Origin of the sequence: Methanohalobium sp. (genome assembly GCF_018609725.1) — an archaeon.
In the GTDB taxonomy this organism is placed as follows: domain Archaea; phylum Halobacteriota; class Methanosarcinia; order Methanosarcinales; family Methanosarcinaceae; genus Methanohalobium.
The window spans coordinates 15,018-34,814 of the sequence record NZ_JAHENT010000045.1 but is presented as its reverse complement, the minus strand read 5'-3'; the positions used below and the strand labels follow the sequence as shown (position 1 = coordinate 34,814).

At 36.8% G+C, this 19,797-nt stretch carries 21 protein-coding genes; 10 read left to right on the top strand and 11 right to left on the bottom strand.

The genetic code is table 11. The features are described 5' to 3' along the window. Positions 1-9: 9 nt before the first annotated feature. The 3 genes from smc to scpB are packed head-to-tail and all read left to right on the top strand — an operon-like array spanning position 10 to position 5,538. Positions 10-3,534, top strand: a complete 3,525-nt coding sequence (gene smc, locus QZ276_RS02565; protein ID WP_292484996.1) for a chromosome segregation protein SMC — start codon at positions 10-12, stop codon at positions 3,532-3,534. A gap of 16 nt (positions 3,535-3,550) precedes the next feature. Continuing rightward, entirely contained in the window at positions 3,551-4,402 is an 852-nt protein-coding gene (locus QZ276_RS02560; RefSeq protein ID WP_292484994.1) for a segregation/condensation protein A, read from the top strand. 8 nt (positions 4,403-4,410) lie between these two features. Next, positions 4,411-5,538 carry an SMC-Scp complex subunit ScpB gene (scpB, locus tag QZ276_RS02555; RefSeq protein WP_292484992.1) on the top strand — a complete coding sequence of 376 codons (1,128 nt, stop codon included), beginning with the start codon at positions 4,411-4,413 and terminating at the stop codon, positions 5,536-5,538. 13 nt (positions 5,539-5,551) lie between these two features. Here scpB and QZ276_RS02550 read toward each other — a convergent pair whose 3' ends face one another. Continuing rightward, on the bottom strand, positions 5,552-6,304 hold the full coding sequence (locus QZ276_RS02550; RefSeq protein ID WP_292484990.1) for a winged helix-turn-helix domain-containing protein: 753 nt from the start codon (positions 6,302-6,304) through the stop codon (positions 5,552-5,554). Positions 6,305-6,428: 124 nt separating this feature from the next. Between QZ276_RS02550 and QZ276_RS02545 the strand changes: the two genes are divergently transcribed. From QZ276_RS02545 to aglJ, 3 genes are all read left to right on the top strand, one after another. Continuing rightward, the gene (locus tag QZ276_RS02545) at positions 6,429-6,668 is read left to right on the top strand and encodes an MTH865 family protein (RefSeq protein ID WP_292484989.1); all 240 of its coding nucleotides are present in this window, start codon (positions 6,429-6,431) and stop codon (positions 6,666-6,668) included. Between the two features lie 249 nt (positions 6,669-6,917). Beyond that, positions 6,918-7,481, top strand: coding sequence for a TATA-box-binding protein (locus tag QZ276_RS02540; RefSeq protein ID WP_013195514.1), 564 nt, complete (start codon positions 6,918-6,920; stop codon positions 7,479-7,481). Positions 7,482-7,485: 4 nt separating this feature from the next. Next, the gene (gene aglJ, locus QZ276_RS02535; RefSeq protein ID WP_292484986.1) at positions 7,486-8,412 is read left to right on the top strand and encodes an S-layer glycoprotein N-glycosyltransferase AglJ; all 927 of its coding nucleotides are present in this window, start codon (positions 7,486-7,488) and stop codon (positions 8,410-8,412) included. An 8-nt stretch (positions 8,413-8,420) separates the two neighbouring features. Here the strand turns inward: aglJ and QZ276_RS02530 are convergent, their stop codons facing one another. Further along, complete coding sequence (locus QZ276_RS02530) at positions 8,421-8,750, bottom strand: pyrimidine dimer DNA glycosylase/endonuclease V (RefSeq protein WP_292484985.1); 330 nt, start codon at positions 8,748-8,750, stop codon at positions 8,421-8,423. A 749-nt stretch (positions 8,751-9,499) separates the two neighbouring features. On the opposite strand from QZ276_RS02530, the gene thiC reads away from it, so the two are divergent. Together thiC and QZ276_RS02520 are read left to right on the top strand one after the other, a co-directional pair. Then, positions 9,500-10,780 carry a phosphomethylpyrimidine synthase ThiC gene (thiC, locus tag QZ276_RS02525; protein ID WP_292484983.1) on the top strand — a complete coding sequence of 427 codons (1,281 nt, stop codon included), beginning with the start codon at positions 9,500-9,502 and terminating at the stop codon, positions 10,778-10,780. Between the two features lie 82 nt (positions 10,781-10,862). Continuing rightward, complete coding sequence (locus QZ276_RS02520) at positions 10,863-11,648, top strand: S-adenosyl-l-methionine hydroxide adenosyltransferase family protein (protein ID WP_292484981.1); 786 nt, start codon at positions 10,863-10,865, stop codon at positions 11,646-11,648. A 4-nt stretch (positions 11,649-11,652) separates the two neighbouring features. Here QZ276_RS02520 and QZ276_RS02515 read toward each other — a convergent pair whose 3' ends face one another. After that, positions 11,653-12,615 carry a radical SAM protein gene (locus QZ276_RS02515; RefSeq protein ID WP_292484980.1) on the bottom strand — a complete coding sequence of 321 codons (963 nt, stop codon included), beginning with the start codon at positions 12,613-12,615 and terminating at the stop codon, positions 11,653-11,655. A gap of 311 nt (positions 12,616-12,926) precedes the next feature. Between QZ276_RS02515 and QZ276_RS02510 the strand changes: the two genes are divergently transcribed. After that, on the top strand, positions 12,927-13,958 hold the full coding sequence (locus QZ276_RS02510; protein ID WP_292484978.1) for a tetratricopeptide repeat protein: 1,032 nt from the start codon (positions 12,927-12,929) through the stop codon (positions 13,956-13,958). Beyond that, positions 13,936-14,217, top strand: coding sequence for a tetratricopeptide repeat protein (locus tag QZ276_RS02505; protein WP_292484976.1), 282 nt, complete (start codon positions 13,936-13,938; stop codon positions 14,215-14,217). Before QZ276_RS02510 ends, QZ276_RS02505 begins: the two co-directional genes overlap by 23 nt. An 8-nt stretch (positions 14,218-14,225) precedes the next feature. On the opposite strand, the gene QZ276_RS02500 is transcribed toward QZ276_RS02505, so the two are convergent. The 8 genes from QZ276_RS02500 to ftsZ form a co-directional block, all read right to left on the bottom strand. Next, complete coding sequence (locus QZ276_RS02500) at positions 14,226-14,639, bottom strand: HIT family protein (RefSeq protein WP_292484974.1); 414 nt, start codon at positions 14,637-14,639, stop codon at positions 14,226-14,228. A gap of 366 nt (positions 14,640-15,005) precedes the next feature. Beyond that, on the bottom strand, positions 15,006-15,326 hold the full coding sequence (rpl12p, locus tag QZ276_RS02495) for a 50S ribosomal protein P1 (RefSeq protein ID WP_292484972.1): 321 nt from the start codon (positions 15,324-15,326) through the stop codon (positions 15,006-15,008). Positions 15,327-15,445: 119 nt separating this feature from the next. Then, positions 15,446-16,486, bottom strand: coding sequence for a 50S ribosomal protein L10 (locus QZ276_RS02490; protein ID WP_292485114.1), 1,041 nt, complete (start codon positions 16,484-16,486; stop codon positions 15,446-15,448). Beyond that, positions 16,486-17,127 (bottom strand): 50S ribosomal protein L1, encoded by a 642-nt coding sequence (locus QZ276_RS02485; RefSeq protein WP_292484970.1) that lies wholly within the window; start codon positions 17,125-17,127, stop codon positions 16,486-16,488. Before QZ276_RS02485 ends, QZ276_RS02490 begins: the two co-directional genes overlap by 1 nt. A gap of 146 nt (positions 17,128-17,273) precedes the next feature. Continuing rightward, positions 17,274-17,747, bottom strand: a complete 474-nt coding sequence (locus QZ276_RS02480; protein WP_292484968.1) for a 50S ribosomal protein L11 — start codon at positions 17,745-17,747, stop codon at positions 17,274-17,276. 65 nt (positions 17,748-17,812) lie between these two features. Further along, the gene (locus QZ276_RS02475; protein WP_013195502.1) at positions 17,813-18,286 is read right to left on the bottom strand and encodes a transcription elongation factor Spt5; all 474 of its coding nucleotides are present in this window, start codon (positions 18,284-18,286) and stop codon (positions 17,813-17,815) included. Between the two features lie 4 nt (positions 18,287-18,290). Continuing rightward, positions 18,291-18,500: a protein translocase SEC61 complex subunit gamma gene (locus tag QZ276_RS02470; protein ID WP_292484966.1), complete on the bottom strand. Its 210-nt coding sequence runs from the start codon at positions 18,498-18,500 to the stop codon at positions 18,291-18,293. A 192-nt stretch (positions 18,501-18,692) separates the two neighbouring features. Next, on the bottom strand, positions 18,693-19,796 hold the full coding sequence (gene ftsZ, locus QZ276_RS02465; RefSeq protein WP_292484964.1) for a cell division protein FtsZ: 1,104 nt from the start codon (positions 19,794-19,796) through the stop codon (positions 18,693-18,695). Position 19,797 lies beyond the last annotated feature (1 nt).

The following is a 19,797-nucleotide window of genomic DNA, read 5'->3' as shown; positions in this document are numbered from 1 at the left end:
AGGTTGCACGTGTACATAAAGGAAATTGAATTCCTGAATTTCAAATCCTTTGGTAAAAAGGTAAAGATACCATTTTTTGACGATTTTACAACCATATCCGGACCAAATGGAAGTGGTAAATCAAACATAATTGATGGTATCCTATTCGCACTGGGTCTGTCCAATTCAAGAACTATGCGTGCTGAAAAACTTACAGACCTAATTTATAATCCCGATTCCAGTAATAAGCCACAGTACGCACAGGTTAAAATCCGTTTTGACAACTCTGACAATGAAATGCCTGTGGAAGCTGATGAAGTTGAGATTACGCGAAAAATAAAGGAAACTGAAAGTGGGTATTACAGCTATTTTTATTTTAACGGAAAATCTGTAAGTTTGAAAGACATTCATAATTATCTCGCCAAAGCAAAAGTTACACCCGAAGGATACAATGTTGTCATGCAGGGGGATGTCACCCAGATTATAACCATGACCCCTGTAGAAAGGAGAAAAATCATCGATGAAATCGCAGGTGTATCCGAATTTGACAACAAAAAAGAAAGAGCGATGAATGAACTTGAAACCGTACGAGAACACATTGAAAGAGTAGACATTATAATCGAAGAAGTTAACAGCCAGCTTGATAAACTCAAGGATGAACGGGACCAGGCACTTAAATACCAATCATTGAAACAGGAAAAAGGAAAGTATGAAGGTTTTGTTATCCTTTCAAAATTAAAGGACGCAAAAAAAGAGCTTGAATCTGTAAACAGTGATATTGAATCCAAGAAGAATTCAGTAGAAGAACTACAAAAATTACTGGATGAAAAAAATGCACAACTGCAAGAACTTGAAAAAACCCTCTCTGACCTTACAAACCAAATCCAGAATATGGGTGAAAAGGAACAAATCCAGATAAAAAAGGATATTGAAGAGATAAGGGGAGAGATTTCAAGGTGTAATGGCAGTATTGAAATTGCTGAAAACGAAATACAGGACATAGATACCCGACGACGTAAAACTCTTGTAGATATCGATGAAGCCAAATCCAAGGTTGAAGAACTTGAATCAAAAATCAATGATGAAGAAATACGCAAAGAAAGTATCAATTCTGAACTCAACGAACGTAAAAACGAACTGAAACTTCTGCAGAGCAAAATCAATGATGTTGATGCCAAATTTGCCGAAACCCGGGACAATCTGTCTGAACTCAAAAATGAACGTGAACAGATTAAGAATGAAAAAAGTGAACTGATTCGTGAAGAAAACCGCTTGCTTGATGCAGTAAGACGTAAATCCGCAGAAAAAAGGGATATAGAAAACGAAATACAAGATGCTAAAGAAAAAATCGAATCTTCAGATAGCGATACCCGCTCTGTTCAACATGAAATTGATAAACTGAACGAAAAAATCGAGTCACTGAACAAAGACCTCGATGACCTTGAAAGCAACCGCTCCCAGCTTAAAGAAATATTGAATGAACATGAAGAAGAACTCCGCAAACATCAGCAGGAATATGCACAAGTTGAAGCCCGAGTCCGTGCTGCAGAGGAAAACAGCAAATACTCAAAAGCGGTTGATACGGTTATATCTGCAAAAGATAATAAGAAACTTCAGGGAATCTATGGAACTATTGCTGAACTGGGGCAAGCAGACGAAAAATATTCTACCGCTCTGCAGATAGCTGCAGGTGGACGTATGCAGGCTGTTGTTACTGAAAATGATGAAGATGCATCAGAAGCAATCGAATATTTAAAGCGGTATAAAGCTGGAAGAGCAACATTCCTCCCTCTAAAAAAACTTGAAAAACGCAGACCCTACAAAGACCTCTCGGATAAAGAAGGCGTTGTAGGTTATGCGATAGATCTTATTGATTTTGATGATAAATTTGAACCTGCTTTCTGGTACGTATTCAGAGATACTCTGGTGATGGATAGTCTGGAAAACGCCCGTAAACTCATGGGCGGACTCCGAATGGTAACCCTTGATGGAGAACTTGTCGAAAAAAGTGGAGCCATGAGTGGCGGATCCAAACAGCAGCGTTCAGGTCTTTCTTTTGCCGCGGCAGAGAAGGAAAAGCTTACAAAAATAGCGGAAAAAATCACCGAATACGATTCCAAACGCAACAACACAATCAAAAAACTTGATGATGTTGAAAGTCAAATTTCTGATGTCAAACAGGAAATCAACGATTACGAAAATGAAATATCCAAAAAACAGATGCAACTTGAGGAAATCTCAAGCAGAGAGGAACGACTATCCCAGCTCATAGAATCCAAAAACAAAGAACTTGAAGAAATAGAAGAATCACGTAAAGAACTCAAAGAAGAGATGGATAAGGTCGTTGCAGATAAGGATGAGAAAACCAAAAAAGAAAACGAACTTGATGAGAAAATATCAGAACTTGAAGAAGAACTTGCCGATTCTGAAATACCTGAACTCAATGAAAAAGCTGATAATCTGAACGAAGAAATCCAGAGGCTGGAAGGACGTATACGTGATATTGACAGTAATATCAATTCATTGAATCTTGACCTTGAATACGCCAACAAAAGAATTAGCGATGATAGGGAACTCATAGAAGAGCTTGATGAGAAAAAATCAAGCCATCAAGATCGTATTGAATCCTTTAAAGAAAAAATTAAAGAATTGGAAAATAATCTTGCCAGCAAACAGGAAAGGGAAAAAGAGCTGGGTGATGAACTCAAAGAGTTACAGGATGAGAGGTCGAACAAACAAACCGAATATGACAACCTCAAAAAAGATTACAATTCCATCAAATCCAAATTTGAAAATGCAAGTAACCGACTCCAAGCGCTTGAATCTACAAAAAGCTCTCTTAAAGAGCAAATAGATGAATTAAGAAGCGAACTGGAACAGCGGGGAATAGAGGAAACTGAAGAAGTCCCCAACTATGAAACTGTACGTACAAGGATTGCATCGATTGAAAAAGCCATGGAAGACCTTGAACCTGTCAATATGCGGGCTATCGATGAGTATGATGAGGTTTTGAATAGACATGAAGAGATGAAAAACCGGAGAGACACCCTTTCAAATGAAAGGGAGCAGATTCTGGAACGTATAGAGCAATATGAAAAGCTCAAAAAAGAAACGTTCATGGAGACATTTAATGGAATAAATGAAGCATTCTCATCCATATTCAATGAACTTTCAGATGGAACAGGTGAACTAGCTCTTGATAATTATGAAGAGCCGTTTTCTGGAGGACTTACACTCAAAGCCCAACCCAAAGACAAAAGCCTGCAACGTCTGGAAGCAATGTCAGGCGGAGAAAAAAGTCTGACGGCTCTTGCGTTTGTTTTCGCAATCCAATCTTATCGTCCAGCTCCATTCTATGCCTTTGATGAAATCGATATGTTCCTTGATGGTGCTAATTCTGAAAGGGTCGCACAGCGTATAAAAAAATCCGTGAACGATGCTCAGTTTATAGTGGTCTCACTCCGGAAGCCCATGATTGAATCTGCTTCAAGGACTCTTGGAGTTACCATGCAGGAAAATAACAATACCAGTATCACAGGCGTTAAACTGTATTAAAACTGTGGTGAAAAACGTGGAAACAGATCAGGTATCAAAAAACGTATACGAAATTGAATCAGGTTCATTTGGTGAAAATAAAAACGATACCAACCATGATCCTGAATATATAAAAACTTTTCAGATGCTTGGTCTGGATGAATCCCAGATTGAGTTATCCGATGATGTAATGAATGAACCTGTTGAAATGCTGGTAAATCTTGCAAATGATGGAGATATCGATCCATGGGATATTGATATCGTTGATATTACAGATAAATTTCTGGACAAGATTGAACAAATGAAACTGATGGATTTAAGGATATCAGCAAGAACTTTGCTTTATGCTTCCGTTTTACTTCGTATGAAATCCACCGGCATCATCCAGGAAGAAGAAGAGAATGAGGACGAAGAGCCTGATTCTCTGGATATGGATGATGAAATCGAATTTTCAGAAGTAGAGGATTATCCTGTTCCAAATCTTCCTGTAAGGCGAAATTCCAAGCGCCCTGTTACTTTAAATGAACTCGTTACAGAACTAAAAAAGGCTGAAAAAGTAGATTCCAGAAGAAAAGAGCGAAATCATAGTAAAAAAGAGATAGATAGAAAAGAGGAAATAGAACAATCCTCTACCGATGATGTACTTGATATTGCACATGAGGAAGATATTACCGGTCGTGCAGAAGGTTTGTACGAAAAACTGGAAGAAATGTTTAAAAACAAAAGCTACACTTCTTTTTCCGAAATTTCCAATGGTGAACGTTCTGAAAAGGTCATGACCTACCTGTCCCTTCTGTTTCTTGCTGCTGACAGAAAAATTAAATTGAATCAGGAGGAGCTTTTTGGAGAACTTTATATATTTCCCAGTAATGGAATGTCTGAAGGGTAAGATGTTTTATGGCTAATGAGAACAAAAAATTAAGAGACAAACAAATTATCGAAGCAGCACTTTTTGCTGCCGGTAATACAGTTGATATACAGACACTCACAAGAATTATAAGCAAATCCAAAAAACATACCATATCAGTTGTTCAAACACTTATTGAAGAATATACTGACGGTGATACAGGACTTGAAATACTGGATCTTGGAGAAAGATATGTGATGCAAGTTAAACCTGAATTTAGCGAACTTGTCAGCAAACTTGCTCCAAGAGAACTCAGTTCACCTATACTTAGAACCCTTTCCATGATAGCTTACCACCAACCCATCACCCAATCTGACCTTGTAGATTTAAGAGGTAATTCTGCCTATGAACATGTTAAAGAACTCCAAGACAGGGGATTTATCCGCACAAGTGCATATGGAAGAACAAAATTACTTGAAACCACTCCACTATTTGTCGATTATTTTGGACTTGAATCCAATGACCCTGAATCGATAAAACAAAAAATTATAGAACTTTCCCGTGAACAGAGCGGACAGAAAGGTCTTGACAGATGGCTTGGAAGGAAGGTTATAGCGGTCACCCCGATGTACGAATCACTTATGGAACTGTGCGGAATCGACGATTACAGAGTCATTAATATTTATAACCCAACTGAAGATGATATCGATTCACTGGAGGATGTTTACAAGCTTATTATTCCAAAAGGATATTCAGAAAATGTAAAAGGATATTACGATGGAGAAATCATCGAAGTTAGCTCTACCACTTTCGACGATCTGATTGAATCGATAAAGAAACTGGAAAACATATCAGACAGTGATAAATCACAGGAAAGCATCGATTATATCAGGGATTTAAAGGATAAATACTTATCAAAAGCACTTGTCATCAGCCGTAAAGTCAAACCGGAAACAAATATGGTAGCAAGACTGGTGAATGACCTCAGACTCAGTGTATCTGCTGACGGTATTTTAATCGGACCTGATTATGGCGAATCAAGTGATGGAGAGGAAATTGGTAAAAATGCTGATATACTTATTTCCACCCATCAATCCGACATCCACTTGATTGACAGGGTCTGTAAAAGATATGATACAATAATCAATGGACTGGATAACATTGAAGGTCAAAACTGATGTTTTATCATTATTATAGTTTTATTTGCGAATAAACATTGGATATTCCTTTTAATGCTGCGTATCCTTTTCCAGTTATAATATAGTCTCCCCTCTCACTTATTTGCTGTATCATACCTGTATTAAGAAGTTTGTCGAGATGAAAGAGCAGATTACCACCATTAAGACCTGTTAATTTGGATAGCTGTGTGAAACTTTTTGTGTCGGTTGCAATAGATTTTAGTATTGTAAGCCTTTGTTTATTCGCTATGGGATCACATACATCTTTAACAACTTCTTCCACGGGAAGATTTTGGATTTTTTCTTTATCATCTTCTTTTTCATATATTTTTAATGAACGCATAAGGTTAACCTGTTTTTCAAACAGTTTTGAAGCCTCAGAAAAACATGTCTCACATTTTGGATACTTTGCTTTTTCTTTTTTCAATTCATTAAATTGTTCATAATACTGCTCGATTGTTTCTGGGTCTACACTGTCATTATTTAATAGTTGAGCAGTTCCCTGCAGAAAATCATTAAATATTGATTCACAGAAATTTTTCATCTTACAGTCCTGTATCATATTTTCATCAAGTGAATTTTTGCTGTCCTCGACAACATAATCAATAAGTATTCTGGAAAAATTGTTCTTCATATCCTGCAATATTTGTTCAAGATATTGTTGATTCGAATATTCAAAAAAACGGTTGAATTCCTTACGCATGGAACTGATTTCTTCTTTTATCTCTTGGAGTTCGTTTTTATATTCACTCTCAACAGTAGACATTGGTAGACCTCCATAAACCTAATCAAAACTAAGTTATTGTTATACACCAAATAAGTTATTAGTATATAATTATAACGATTAACTATATATTTGTGACTGACAATAGGTGATATTAGTGAAAAATATGAGTATAAAAGATGACATCCACAAACAGATAAAAGAGGCTCTCCAAAGTGCAGAATTCCCGATAAACACACCTGAAGAATTATTGAACGCATTCCCCGAAGGAGCAGATACAACCTGCAAATCAGAAGATGTAGAAGTCACCGCTGGAGAAGCAGGAAAACTACTCAAAAAAGACGATTTTCCATTTAACAGTGCAAAAGAAGTAGCAGATACTATCGTAAATAGGGCAAACTTATAAACCCTGCAGATTATAAATTTATATAGGGGCATCAATGGACTGCGCCCTATTACTTCATACCTCTGATTTCAAAATTTACTTTTTTTACTTTTAATACTATAATTTTGCGATATTGTGATTTCAAATATCCAAAACATTTTTAAAAAAAACATGTATTTAAGTAACTTTTATAAATGAATAAATTACTTTTTGCTATTATATATAAGGATATAAAAAATATAGAATAATCAAATAGTCAGGACCAAAAATATGGCAGATTATAAAGAAGATTACAACATCAAAATCGAAAACGTGGTGGCTTCCACCAAACTTGCAGAAGAATTTGATTTAACAAAAATAGAAGCAGAATTTGAAGGCGCAGAATACAACAAACAAAAATTCCCAGGTCTTGTATACAGGGTATCCAATCCAAAAGCTGCTTTCCTTGTTTTCACTTCTGGTAAAGTCGTCTGCACAGGCGCCAAAAATGTGGATGACGTGCATGTTGTTATCGGAAACATGGCTAAAAAGCTCAACGACATCGGTATTGAAACCATCAAAGACCCAGTAATTACTGTTCAGAATATTGTGGCATCTGCTGACCTGCATGCAGTACTCAATCTGAATGCTATTGCTATAGGTCTTGGTCTTGAAAACATAGAGTATGAACCTGAACAGTTCCCTGGTTTAGTATATCGTATTGATGACCCAAAAGTAGTAGTTTTGATATTTAGTTCAGGAAAACTGGTAGTTACCGGAGGTAAATCCCCTGACCACTGTGAACGCGGGGTAGAAGTGGTAAGAAACCAGTTAGATGGTATGGGGCTCCTATAAAGGGATGAATGTGAATACTCCAAAAAACGAAAACGTTTGTATACTAATACCCACCCTTAATGAAGAATCTACCATTGTAGAAATAATAAGGGGTTTCAAATCTGAAGGATTTGACAATATATTCGTTATCGACGGCAACAGCACAGATAGAACCTGTGAACTGGCAGAAGGAGAAGGAGCCAGTGTAGTTGTCCAGAGCGGCAAGGGTAAAGGTCAGGCAGTACAGGAAGCTTTCAACATAATAGAAAGCGAATATGTTGTGATGGTAGATGGGGATGGAACGTATCTACCATCGGATGTACATGCAATGCTATCTCCTGTACTAAATGGAGAAGCAGAGCATGTTATAGGTAACCGGTTTGCAAATTATGAACCTGAAGCTTTTACCCGACTAAACCTTATAGGAAACCGGGCTCTTAATAAATTATTTAGTTATGCATATAGGAAAAAATTGAACGATATCCTATCTGGATACCGTGCCATTACCCATGAAGCTATAAAAACACTGGAACTTAAAGAAACCGGTTTTGAAATCGAATCAGAAATGACGATTGAAAGCATCAAAAAAGAATTTAGCGTAGTTGAAGTTCCAATCACTTATCTGGCAAGACATGAGGATGCAGATACCAAACTCAACCCACTAAAAGATGGTTTCAGAATAGGAATGACAATATACAAACTTGCAAAAATGCATAATCCGATGTTTTATTTTGGTGTCATCGGTGCAGTGGTAATTATTCTTGGCACACTTACTGGCATTTTTGTAGTAATTGAATGGATAAAAGGGATTACTCATCTGCCTCTAACAATTCTTACAGCACTTCTTATTATCTCGGGTATACAGATGTTCATATTCGGGTTAATGAGCGATTTGGTTGTATCACTTCACAGAGAAACAATGCGTAATCTTCGTTCTATAAATAAAAAATAATCTTAAATTTAAACACTACATCCGCAATTTTTTTCTTTCAAAATATTTACCTGCTTCTCATATGAATCTATGAATTCATCTTGTGTATTACTGCCTGTTGCAAATCTGGTATCAAGAGGAGATTGATGATTATATCCTCTTTTATCCATTTCTTCGACCAGTTTTTCATGTCTCAAATACAGTGCTCTAAGTTTATCCTTCCAGCGCAGAGTTTCAGGATGATTTGAATAAGCCTTCTTATTGTTGATAATTATTGACCACAATGCATGAAGCTCTCTATGTTCACCGAGTAAATGGTTTCGGCATAATTTATCAGGAGGTATATCCCATATCCTCATACAAGACTTTTAGAAATAAAAGGATAAAAAACTTACTGGTTTCGATATTAAATAAACCGTAATAATATTTAAAGGTATTAAAAATTTCAACGCTGTTAAATTTTAATCAGCGTTTTTGTTAAATACAATTACAACATTAGAAGGATGCACGGTCGAAAGTTTTAGTGGTTTTTCTTTCGACCCGAAAACCTGCGATTGAGAGTCAAAGGGGGCTCTCAATCCAATGCGGGTTGGGAGTGGGGTTATTTACTATGGGGAATATGTATATTACGATGCCTCTTGTCCTTATTTTATGTTGAAGAGAGGAGAGGAATGAATCATTATATCAAAATACTCCAAACAATTACCTTTATACCTCGCTAGTAGTTTAATAATATAAATTATACCATTAAACTAATATTATAACAATAATATAACCCGAGATATAATACTTTTTTGGGTTTTTACTACAGAAAAAATCCAGTTGATTTATCACTACTATTACTTAAAAAGTTTTTAGAAAATATAGATTTTAAAACTAAACAATTCATTTTTATAATAGCTTTTTAGTTATATGATACAATATTAAACCAATCATTATCAAAGATTTAAGAAACTGAATTTGTTTATACGCCTATAGAGTTCCATTACCAAGAAATTTAAAATCAAATTTACTTGATTAGAACTAAAGAATATTTTTTGACAAGTTTTAAATAAAATATTTGCATAGAAACGAACAATAACAAAGTTAACTTTAAAGAGGTCTGATTATGACACTATTAGAAGATGCAGTCAATGGAAAAATAACAGATGAAATGAAAGTTGTTGCACAAAAAGAGGGTCTTGACCCCGAATATATAAGAAGAGGAGTAGCCAACGGAAGAATTGTTATACCAACTTCCCCTTACAGAGATGTTAAACTATGTGGAATTGGTGAAGGGCTTTCAACAAAAGTGAATGCTTCTATAGGCTCATCATCCGATATATCCAACATAGGTCTTGAGGTTGAAAAAGCAAAAGCTGCAGAAGAAGCTGGTGCAGACACTCTCATGGAACTTGGTACAGGCGGAGACTTCCTTGAGGTAAGGAAAAAAGTTGTTGATAATACATCCCTGTCAGTTGGGTCTGTACCTCTCTATCAGGCATTCATAGAAGCTGCACAAAAACGCGGTTCTATTACTGATATGACCGAAGATGACCTGTTCAAAGCCACCGAAGAACAGGCAAAACTTGGTACAAATTTCATGGCTATACACACCGGAATTAACAACGTCACACTGGACAGGCTCAAAAAACACGGCCGTTACGGAGGTCTCTGTTCCAGAGGCGGTGCATTCATGAGTACATGGATGCTTTACAATGAAAAAGAAAACCCTCTCTACAGTGAATTTGATTACCTGCTTGAAATCCTGAAAGAACATGAAGTAGTTCTCTCAATGGGCAATGGAATGCGTGCAGGTGCAGTCCATGATGCCACTGATAGAGCACAAATTCAGGAATTGATTATAAACACTGAACTTGCCGAACAGGCTCAAAATGAAGGTGTTCAGGTAATAGTGGAAGGTCCCGGTCACGTACCAATGGACGAAATCGAGACCAATGTCAAACTCATGAAATCCATGAGCGGAAACAGACCATTCTATATGCTTGGGCCATTGGTCACTGATGTAGCACCAGGACAGGACCATATTGTTACATCCATAGGTGCCTCAGCCTCGAGCGCAGCCGGTTGTGACTTCCTGTGCTATGTCACCCCAGCAGAACACCTTGCACTTCCAAACGTTGATGATGTAAGAGAGGGTGTCAAAGCCTCAAAGATTGCCGCTCATGTAGGAGACATGGTAAAACTTGGCAAACGAGACAATGACCTTGATATGGCACGTGCACGCTGTAACCTTGACTGGGAAAAAATGTATAACCTTGCCATAGACCCCCAGAATGCAAGGTCAATCAGAAATGACAGAGCCCCTGAAGATGAAGATGCCTGCACTATGTGTGGAGACTTCTGCGCACTTAAAATTGTAAACCAGCATTACGACCTTGCAAAGTAATGCTTTTACCTTACTTTTTTTAATTTATCCTATCCTGTATATAATCAATAATTGTTTATAGAACCAGACAAATCTTTAGTATATGTCGGTTATTACGCTCCTTAATGATTTTGGCTCACTGTATCCTGCCGCAATGAAAGGCGTAATTTTAAAAATAAATGATAGTGTCGATATCGTAGACATCACTCATTCAATACCTCAAGCTGACATATATACAGGTGCATTTTCTCTATATTCGGTCGCTGAATATTTCCCGGAAGGAACCGTCCATATCGTAGTCGTTGACCCAGGTGTAGGTACAGAACGTAGACCTGTTGCAATACGTGCAGGAGGTGACTATTTTGTAGGACCTGATAATGGGCTTATGATGCCTGCCGCACGTAAAATAGGAAACAATGATTTTGAAGTTTTTGAAATTACAAACAAAAGTTTAACAGGTTCTAAAATTTCGGCTACTTTTCACGGACGTGATATATTTGCCCCAGTGGGAGCACATATTTCAAATGGTTTAAAAATTGAAAATGTAGGCCATAGAATCGATGATTATGTTGATTTGGATTTTGGAAAAGCTAAATTGCAAAACGATACTGTTGAAGGTAGAGTAATATACATCGATGATTTTGGAAATATTATAACTAATATACCTGCAGAAACAATTTTTAAACTCGCTGAGTTTGGAACATATTTAAAAATATTCAACAAAAAAATGCCTCTCCTGCAGACCTATGGATTTGTAAATGAGAATGAACTGGTAGCCCTTATATCAAGCAGTGGATTCTTTGAAGTTTCGGTTAACAAGGGTAATGCTGCAAATAAACTGAACGCCGGTGTAAATGACAAAATAAATGTTCAATTGTTAAAAAATTAACAGATTACATCCAGTCATAATTTTTCATTACTTCTGGTTTAAATTCGTAGAGTAAACTATTTTCAACATAACCAAAAAACAGACAACCCTGACATTGGTTTGTAGTTTCTCTTACATTATGCCTTGATGAGCTCCAAACGTTTTCTATCCCCTCATTTATATGACCTAGTTTATTTCTGTGAACCCTACAATTCTCTATAGTACCATTCTCTGCTATATTTAGAATAACATCGTTAGCATGGCATTTATAACCCATATCCAAATCTCTCACCATTTTAAGATAGGTTAAGGAATTGATTATTGGATAACCCTGTTTTTTCATCTGGATTATCCTGTCAACTGTGCGATGATACTTATCCATATCCTTAACGCCGAACTCATCCCACACTTCTTCTGAAATACCTTCAAATTCATACATGGGCTCAAAAGATATTTTAACTCCAAGTTCATCTGCCAGATTTATCAGGTCAACAATATCATCCAGATTCTTACCACTGATAACACAATTAATCATAAGAGGTAGCCTTTCTTTTGCCTTTTTTATACCCGGAAGTATAGTTTCAAAATCAATACCTCTTATATCTTTATAACTATCCAACCCGTCAACAGAAACAGAAAGCAAATCCAAGTATTCCAACTCATCAAGTTTTTTTTCAAGAAGCTTTCCATTTGTTATCAGAGATGTCATCATACCAAGATGGTGCGCATGTTCAAGAATTGAAGAAAGATCATCTCTTAAAAGCGGTTCAACTGTCCATGCATTGTAAACCCCTATACCGAAAGATTTTGCATCATCAAGCATTCTGAAAATTTCATCTGTACTCATTTCCACTTTATCTTCCTTCCAGTATTCACAGAACTTACATCTCATGTTGCACTGTGAATTTATGGCATGAGATAGTACAAAAGGTCTTTTTCTAATTTTAAGCTGCCAGAATGCCTTTAAAGGGGTTTTGAAAGATTTCATCCTTATAGTGACAGTAGTCTATTTGTTTATATAAGAGAATTGGTAGATAGAACTGATATACAGTTTCAACCCTACTAATTTATTTTAATATAATACGTTAATGAAAATATATTTATTGATTCATTATAATATTATTTTACAACTTCAGAAACTATTGTATTTGTTAGTTGAATAGTACCCAAGGTTAGATAAATCCGGATTTATAAAGGGATATTATGATTAGGAATATACATATTATACTTATTTTACTGATTGTTGTTATATTAATTCCCTTGTTCTTTTATATTAACAGAATAAGAAAAACTAAAGGTTTGGTTAAAGAAGGTGAATTGTACAGATACGCCAATAGGCACAAAGATGCGCTGCATATTTTCAATAGAGCTCTAAAATTAAATCCCAAAGATGTAACCGCATGGAAGAATAAAGGATTTGAACTTAATACACTTGAAAAGCATGAAGAAGCACTGGAAGCGTTCAATAAAGTTGTTGATATCAAACCTGATGATAATATTGGATGGATTGGAAAAGGCATTGCTTTAACGGCTCTTGAACGTTATAAAGAGGCTACAGAAGCTTTTGATGAAGCCGCAAAAATAAACTCTGAAGACAGTGTAGCATGGAAATGTAAAGGATTATCGCTTAAAAACCTCAACCATTATGATTTGGCTCTGGAAACTTTCAAAAAATCCAGTGATTTAAACCCCGATGATGATTTTATCTGGATTGAAAAAGGTATATTGTATGATGGTTTAGAAAAATATGAAAAAGCACTGGAATCATATGACAAAGCCCTTGAAATAAATCCAAATAATGAAACTGCATGGATTAATAAAGGACATATATTAAACAAACTTGGAAGTTATGAAGATGCCCTCAAAGCTTTTAACAAGGCTATCACAATAAATCCGGATAATGAAGAAACATGGGATTACAAGGGTACTGTTCAGGAAAAACTTAACCTGTATGAAGATGCACTGCAATCCTATAACAGAGCAATCAAATTAAACCCCGAAAGCGGATATTTCTGGGCAAAGAAAGGCTACGTTCTAAAAATACAGGGGCATAGTGAAAAAGCTTTAGATTCATACAATAAATCACTAGAATTAAATTCAGAATATGATGTGGCATGGTTTTACAAGGGTACTATTCTTGAAGGATTTGGAAAATATAATGAAGCTCTGAAAGCATACAACAAATCTCTGAAACTAAACCCGAATAAATCAATTGTCTGGTACAATAAAGGGTTTTTATTGACCAAAATGGAAATGTACAATGAAGCTTTAGAAGCATACAACAAATCTCTGGAATTAAAACCCGAAGATGACAGTAACATTGACCAGTAAAGGGCTTATATACACCTATATGGGTCAATATAACAAAGCATTAAAAGCCTATGATAAAGCCTTAAACATTAATCCAAAATATGCCAATGCATGGTACAATATGTCCTGTGTATATTCATTATTAGATGACACTGACAGTGCTTTGTTGTATTTAAAATTTGCAATTGAATATGACAGTTATTATAAAGAAAGAGCAAAAAAAGATGCAGATTTTAAGAAAATGCAAAACCGTGAAGATTTCAAATCACTTTTAAAATAAAAGTATTATCAAAATGCATCTTTTATTCTGGCAGCAATTTCGTCCAGATTATCAGTTTCCGGGTTTGTGTGAACTATTGATTTCATTCCTCCTCCTCCATCACCTTCGTATCTCGGTATCAGATGGATATGTACATGCGGCACTTCCTGTCCTGCAACTTTGCCGTTATTAAGCCCTATATTTGAACCATCTGCAGAAACTCCTTTTTCAACAGTTTTTGCAATTTTGTTAACTGATTTAAAAAATGATGCCGCATCGTCAGGAGACATTTCATTGAAATTTTCTATATGTTTTTTTGGCATAATCAGTGTATGCCCGGTGGACGAAGGTGCTATATCAAGAAATGCGTATACAGATTCATCTTCATAAACCTTGCTGGATGGAACTTCACCTGATATTATCTTACAAAACAAACAATCCATAACTATCACCGTGATAAAGATAGAAATACAGGATTATATAAATAACTGAAATATCAACATCACCGACAATTTTTTATTGACAAATGCACTATTGTTAATTTCAAAAATAAATCAAAGGTGACTACGGCGATGGGAGAAAATCTATTCAAAAAAGTTGCAGATATTACGTTAAAAACAGGTGTATTTTTTGCTTGTATGTATATAATCCTAGCCTATCATCATGTGATTTAAAATTATCCGTGTTATAAAATTGGATTATTCAATTTTTTACCGGATTAAAATCCGGTAAGTTATAATTAGTTAAAAAAGTAGAAAAATACCTGCAAAAGGGTTTGCAAGTATTGTATTTTTATTTTGCCACCAGATTTAGCCAAAGAGTGCACCGAGTCCAGCCATTCCGCTTTCTTCGGATTCCTCTTCTTCCTCTTCTTCCTCTTCTTCAGCTGTTGATTCTTCAGCTGCACCGCCACTTTCGCCTGATGGTGCTGCTCCTGCTGCAGCTGGTGCTGCGAAAGCTGCCTGTGACATTGCTTCTTCGATGTCTACATCTTCGAGTGCGGCTACAAGTGCCTTTACACGTGCATCATCGACTTCTATGCCTGCTGCATCAAGTACATTTTTAACTGAATCTTCTGTTATGTCTTTTCCAGCGTTGTGTAATAAAAGTGCTGCATATATATATTCCATTTAAATCACCTATATTTTATTAGCGTTAGACTACATTGTCAAATTATATAATATTTTGTAAATCAATAGTTACTATAAATTGTTTTTAAGTTTTAAATTTTATCCGAAATAAAGGAAGATTAGCCAAAGAGTGAACCAAGTCCAGCCATGCCACTCTCTTCTTCGCTTTCTTCCTCTTCTTTTGATTCTTCTGTCTCCTCTTCAGTTGTTGTTTCTGGTTCTGTTTCCTGTTTGGATGTTGCAGCCGATGTAAGTGTTTGTTTTAAATCTTCATCAACTGCATTTTCATCTTTATCATATACAATCTGTGCTACCGACAGCATCTGTGAATATGCTTTACTCAGGTGTGTATCCATAAGCTGTGGCTCTATAATGGTTGCATTGACACCAAGGTTTCTTGCCTCGGATACACTCTTTGATATAAGAGTTGTGATATTTTCAGCTGTCGGATAAGCGGCATTAACAGACAGATTAAATGCCTGACGTACTGCTATTGTAAAGTCAGAGAAGTACTGGTCTATATCTATTGCCAGTTGATCAGATGTAAATATAGAACCTTCATATGTTGCAGCCTTAAGATCAAGTCCTACTTCATCAGGATATATTTCAAGGCGATTCAACATAGCCGCCAATTTTTGAGACACCTTTTCCCCTTCTTTGGCAACAGTAGTTGTCTCACTTATACTGACTTTACCAGAATCTATTGCAGCCGATATACCAACAGATTGCAGGTCACCGATAATCGGTCCCGGCGGGAATCCAGTTGCACCTTCCTCTACAACAATATCCTTGGGTGCTATCGCACCGGGTTTTATTGGAGAAGGAGATTTGCTCTTTTCAAGTATTTTGTAAATCTTGAACGGATTTTCATTTGTAAATATAAGTCCTATCTGAGCATCAACATAATCTTCTAAATCCTTAGCAGTTCCACCGGCTTTTTCCAGTGCCCTTGCTACGAGGGTATTTCTGGATACTTTCAAAACAGCTATATCCTTAAGTTCTCTTCGCATGACCTGTAACTGTTTTGCAGGGATACCGCTTATGCTAACGATACCGAACAATGAATATGACTGGATTAGGTTTTTAATATCCTCTACTTCTTCAATTTTCCATTGAGGCACATGCTCAGTGTGATGTACTTCCTCCGCTGCTGCCTCCATCATACCACCTTCACAGAACTACCCATGGTAGTAGTAACATAAACCGACCTTAAATTCTGTCTTCCTTTTTCCAACGAGTTTTCAACTCCACTTATAACAGCATCAATATTATCAGCCAGTTTGTCTGGATCTTCGTTCTTTTGTCCTACTGAAACGTGGAAACTTGGGTTATCCTTTGACCTTACATGAACTGTGTTTTGCGCACTTTTGATAAGTTCGGAGACGTCTTTATTTGGAGTCAAAGGAGTCGGCATTTTTCCTCTGGGACCCAAAACAGTCCCCAGTGCTTTACCTATGGTTGGCATATACTGGGCTTCTGCAATAAAGAGGTCGCATTCTTTTGCCAAGCTTTTAGCCCTCTTTTTGTCAGATGCGAGGTCATCAATATCTTCATCTGAAAAAACGTACTTTGCACCTGCATCTTTTGCTTTAAGACCTACTTCTCCTTTAGCAAAAACACATACATTTCTTGATTTACCCAAACCATGAGGCAACGAAATTTCCTTATCGACTCGGTTATGGGGCTTACTTAAATCAAGGTTTTTTAGGTTAATCGCCAAATCCACACTTTCAGCAAAATTGCGGTTTGGTGATTCTTCCAATAATTTATTAATAGCATCTATTGTACTTTGATCTGCCATTTCTACCCTCCCGTAGTAATTTTGACCGTTTCGGTCTCCTACGGTTTTTAATATAATAGAGAAATAGATATGATATCTATCTCTATTTACTATAATAGATTCTACAGTATTTGAGCAATTCTTTTAAAGTTTACGGTTAATTATCCTTAGGCTTCTATAGAATCATCAAATTTGCCCTGATCAATAGCTTTTTGGCAATCTTTCGGGCTCATACCTTCAACTGTAACACCGATAGGAACACAGGTACCCACAATCTCTTTCATTGCATTCTTAAATGAGTATGAAAGAACATCCTCTCTTTTTAGGCGTGTAATCTTCATTATCTGATCCATTGATAAGTTACCAACAACATTGTAGGTGTCTCCTGTACCCTTCTCAATTCCCACTTCTTTCATAATCAGTGCAGATGTGGGTGGTGTTCCTACTTCAACTTCAACATTTTTATCATCATCTACGATGACTTTTACAGGGACATCCATTCCGTTGTATTCTTTTGTTTTCTCGTTTATCTGTGCTATTACATCTTTTATATTGATTCCCAACGGTCCAAGTGCAGGACCCAGTGGTGGTCCAGGTGTTGCTTTACCTCCTGGAACTAATGCTTCAACAACATTTGTCATTTTATATCACCATATTTAATTTGATTATCTGATAAACTGGAAGTTCGAATGAGAGTTGATTAAATTTAAACTTTTTCTTCCTTCTTCAGTACCCTTACCGTGTCACCACGTATTGTTATAGGTATTGGTATAACTGCATCAAACAGTTCAACAGTTATTTCTTCATGACCTTCATCCACGCGTTTTACACGTGCTTTTTCGCCTTTGAATGGTCCAGATGTTATTTCTATTATTGTGCCTTCTGTGATTCCAGTTACTGTTGGTTTTGGTGTCAGAAAATGCGTGATTTCATCAATACTGGATTGGCCTTTAACAAGCGCTTTAGCATGAGGCACTCGCTGTATTGCCTGTTCTACTGTAGCAGAATCAAGTGCTTCTACCAGTACATAACCCTTGAGTTCATCAGGAGCTATTACAGCCCGGATATCAAGTTTATCCTTTCTTGTTACTTGAGCAACCATATTTGCAACCGAACGCTCCTGATTGGCAGTTGTTTTCACGACAAATATGGCGGATTCATCTTCGCTTTCTTCACTCATAAAATTACACCCACTGAGGTATTTCTGTCATCAGGATATAGATAACAAACCCGACGAATCCAGCAGCCAGTATACCTGCACCAGCAACTTTTGCAATCATTAAAAATTCGTCTCTGGATGGTTTTTTTGTTAACTTCATCACCCTGAGATAAGACCTTAATTTCTGGCGAGGGTTAACATTTATTTTGTCCGTATTAAACTTATTGTCTGCCAAATTATTCACAACCACTTATGTTAATTACAATTACAAATGTTATTGATGGGTATACAAATATTTAAAACTATGACGCTTTGATGATCTAAAATGGTAGGTGATGGTAAATAATATCTACCATAAAAATAGTTTTCGATTCGATGAAATATACAATGATAAATTAAAAAAGTATTGGTGTGGATAACCAATATCTTATTTTACAAAATCAATACCGTATCTCCGGGTCACATTCTGTGCACTCCCCTGTCCATATATCTGGGGAGATTTTACTCCTGTAACAACTATCATTGTGCGAACAGTCTGTTCAAGTTCAGGGTCAACCTGTGCACCCCATATGAGTCTGGCACTTGGGTCTATTCGGTTGTGTACTTCCTGTACCACACTTTCAGCTTCAGAAACAGTCATGTCCTGACCACCGACTACATTAACAAGCGCTGATGTTGCACCTGATATATCCAAGTCAAGCAGTGGGCTTCTTAATGCTTTCTGTACTGATTCAACTCCCTTGTTTTCATCATCGGACTCTCCGAGACCAATCATTGCAACACCGCCGTTTTGCATAACGGTTCTGACATCGGCAAAGTCAAGGTTGACAAGTCCTGGTTTTGTGATTAGCTCGGTTATACCTTTGACAGCTCTCATAAGAACTTCATCCGATACTTTGAACGCCGCCTGTAGTGGTAGTCTTGGTACCACTTCAAGTAATTTATCATTAGGAACCACTATTACGGTATCAGCAACATCACGCAGCCTTTCAAGTCCTGCTTCAGCATTAGTACGTCTAACTTCACCTTCTACTCCAAACGGCAGTGATACAACTGCGATTGTCAGTGCACCTGCATCACGGGCTGCCTCTGCTACAACTGGTGCCGACCCAGTACCTGTACCACCACCAAGACCTGCAGTGATGAACACCATATCACTACCCTGGACTGTCTGGTTAAGCTCTTCCACACTTTCAAGTGCCGCATCTTCTCCTATTTGTGGAAGACTTCCTGCACCAAGTCCTTTGGTTTTCTTCTTACCGATAAGGATTTTGTTATCAGCATTTGTATTTAAAAGATGCTGTGCATCAGTATTCAAAGCAAGAAGTTCTGCACCCTGTATTCCTTCATCCAGCATACGTGCGATACTATTAGATCCTCCACCTCCGCAACCTATGACTTTGATATTTGTCTGTAACTGATTTAACATCTCCTCGAGTTCAGCGTTAACGTCGTTTTCCTCTGGGTTATTTGGATTGGTCCGTTCTTCCTGTGCAGAACGTGCCATTGCTTCTTCTACTATAGAATCCATA

Coding starts and splice junctions, on each gene's coding strand:
- thiC (WP_292484983.1), top strand. CDS start 9,500: ATGACACTATTAGAAGATGCAGTCAATGGAAAAATAACAGATGAAATG.
- QZ276_RS02500 (WP_292484974.1), bottom strand. CDS start 14,639: ATGGATTGTTTGTTTTGTAAGATAATATCAGGTGAAGTTCCATCCAGC.
- QZ276_RS02505 (WP_292484976.1), top strand. CDS start 13,936: ATGACAGTAACATTGACCAGTAAAGGGCTTATATACACCTATATGGGT.
- QZ276_RS02550 (WP_292484990.1), bottom strand. CDS start 6,304: ATGTCTACTGTTGAGAGTGAATATAAAAACGAACTCCAAGAGATAAAA.
- QZ276_RS02515 (WP_292484980.1), bottom strand. CDS start 12,615: ATGAAATCTTTCAAAACCCCTTTAAAGGCATTCTGGCAGCTTAAAATT.
- QZ276_RS02490 (WP_292485114.1), bottom strand. CDS start 16,486: ATGGAGGCAGCAGCGGAGGAAGTACATCACACTGAGCATGTGCCTCAA.
- ftsZ (WP_292484964.1), bottom strand. CDS start 19,796: ATGGATTCTATAGTAGAAGAAGCAATGGCACGTTCTGCACAGGAAGAA.
- QZ276_RS02475 (WP_013195502.1), bottom strand. CDS start 18,286: ATGAGTGAAGAAAGCGAAGATGAATCCGCCATATTTGTCGTGAAAACA.
- aglJ (WP_292484986.1), top strand. CDS start 7,486: ATGAATGTGAATACTCCAAAAAACGAAAACGTTTGTATACTAATACCC.
- rpl12p (WP_292484972.1), bottom strand. CDS start 15,326: ATGGAATATATATATGCAGCACTTTTATTACACAACGCTGGAAAAGAC.
- scpB (WP_292484992.1), top strand. CDS start 4,411: ATGGCTAATGAGAACAAAAAATTAAGAGACAAACAAATTATCGAAGCA.
- QZ276_RS02485 (WP_292484970.1), bottom strand. CDS start 17,127: ATGGCAGATCAAAGTACAATAGATGCTATTAATAAATTATTGGAAGAA.
- QZ276_RS02545 (WP_292484989.1), top strand. CDS start 6,429: ATGAGTATAAAAGATGACATCCACAAACAGATAAAAGAGGCTCTCCAA.
- QZ276_RS02540 (WP_013195514.1), top strand. CDS start 6,918: ATGGCAGATTATAAAGAAGATTACAACATCAAAATCGAAAACGTGGTG.
- QZ276_RS02520 (WP_292484981.1), top strand. CDS start 10,863: ATGTCGGTTATTACGCTCCTTAATGATTTTGGCTCACTGTATCCTGCC.
- QZ276_RS02480 (WP_292484968.1), bottom strand. CDS start 17,747: ATGACAAATGTTGTTGAAGCATTAGTTCCAGGAGGTAAAGCAACACCT.
- QZ276_RS02530 (WP_292484985.1), bottom strand. CDS start 8,750: ATGAGGATATGGGATATACCTCCTGATAAATTATGCCGAAACCATTTA.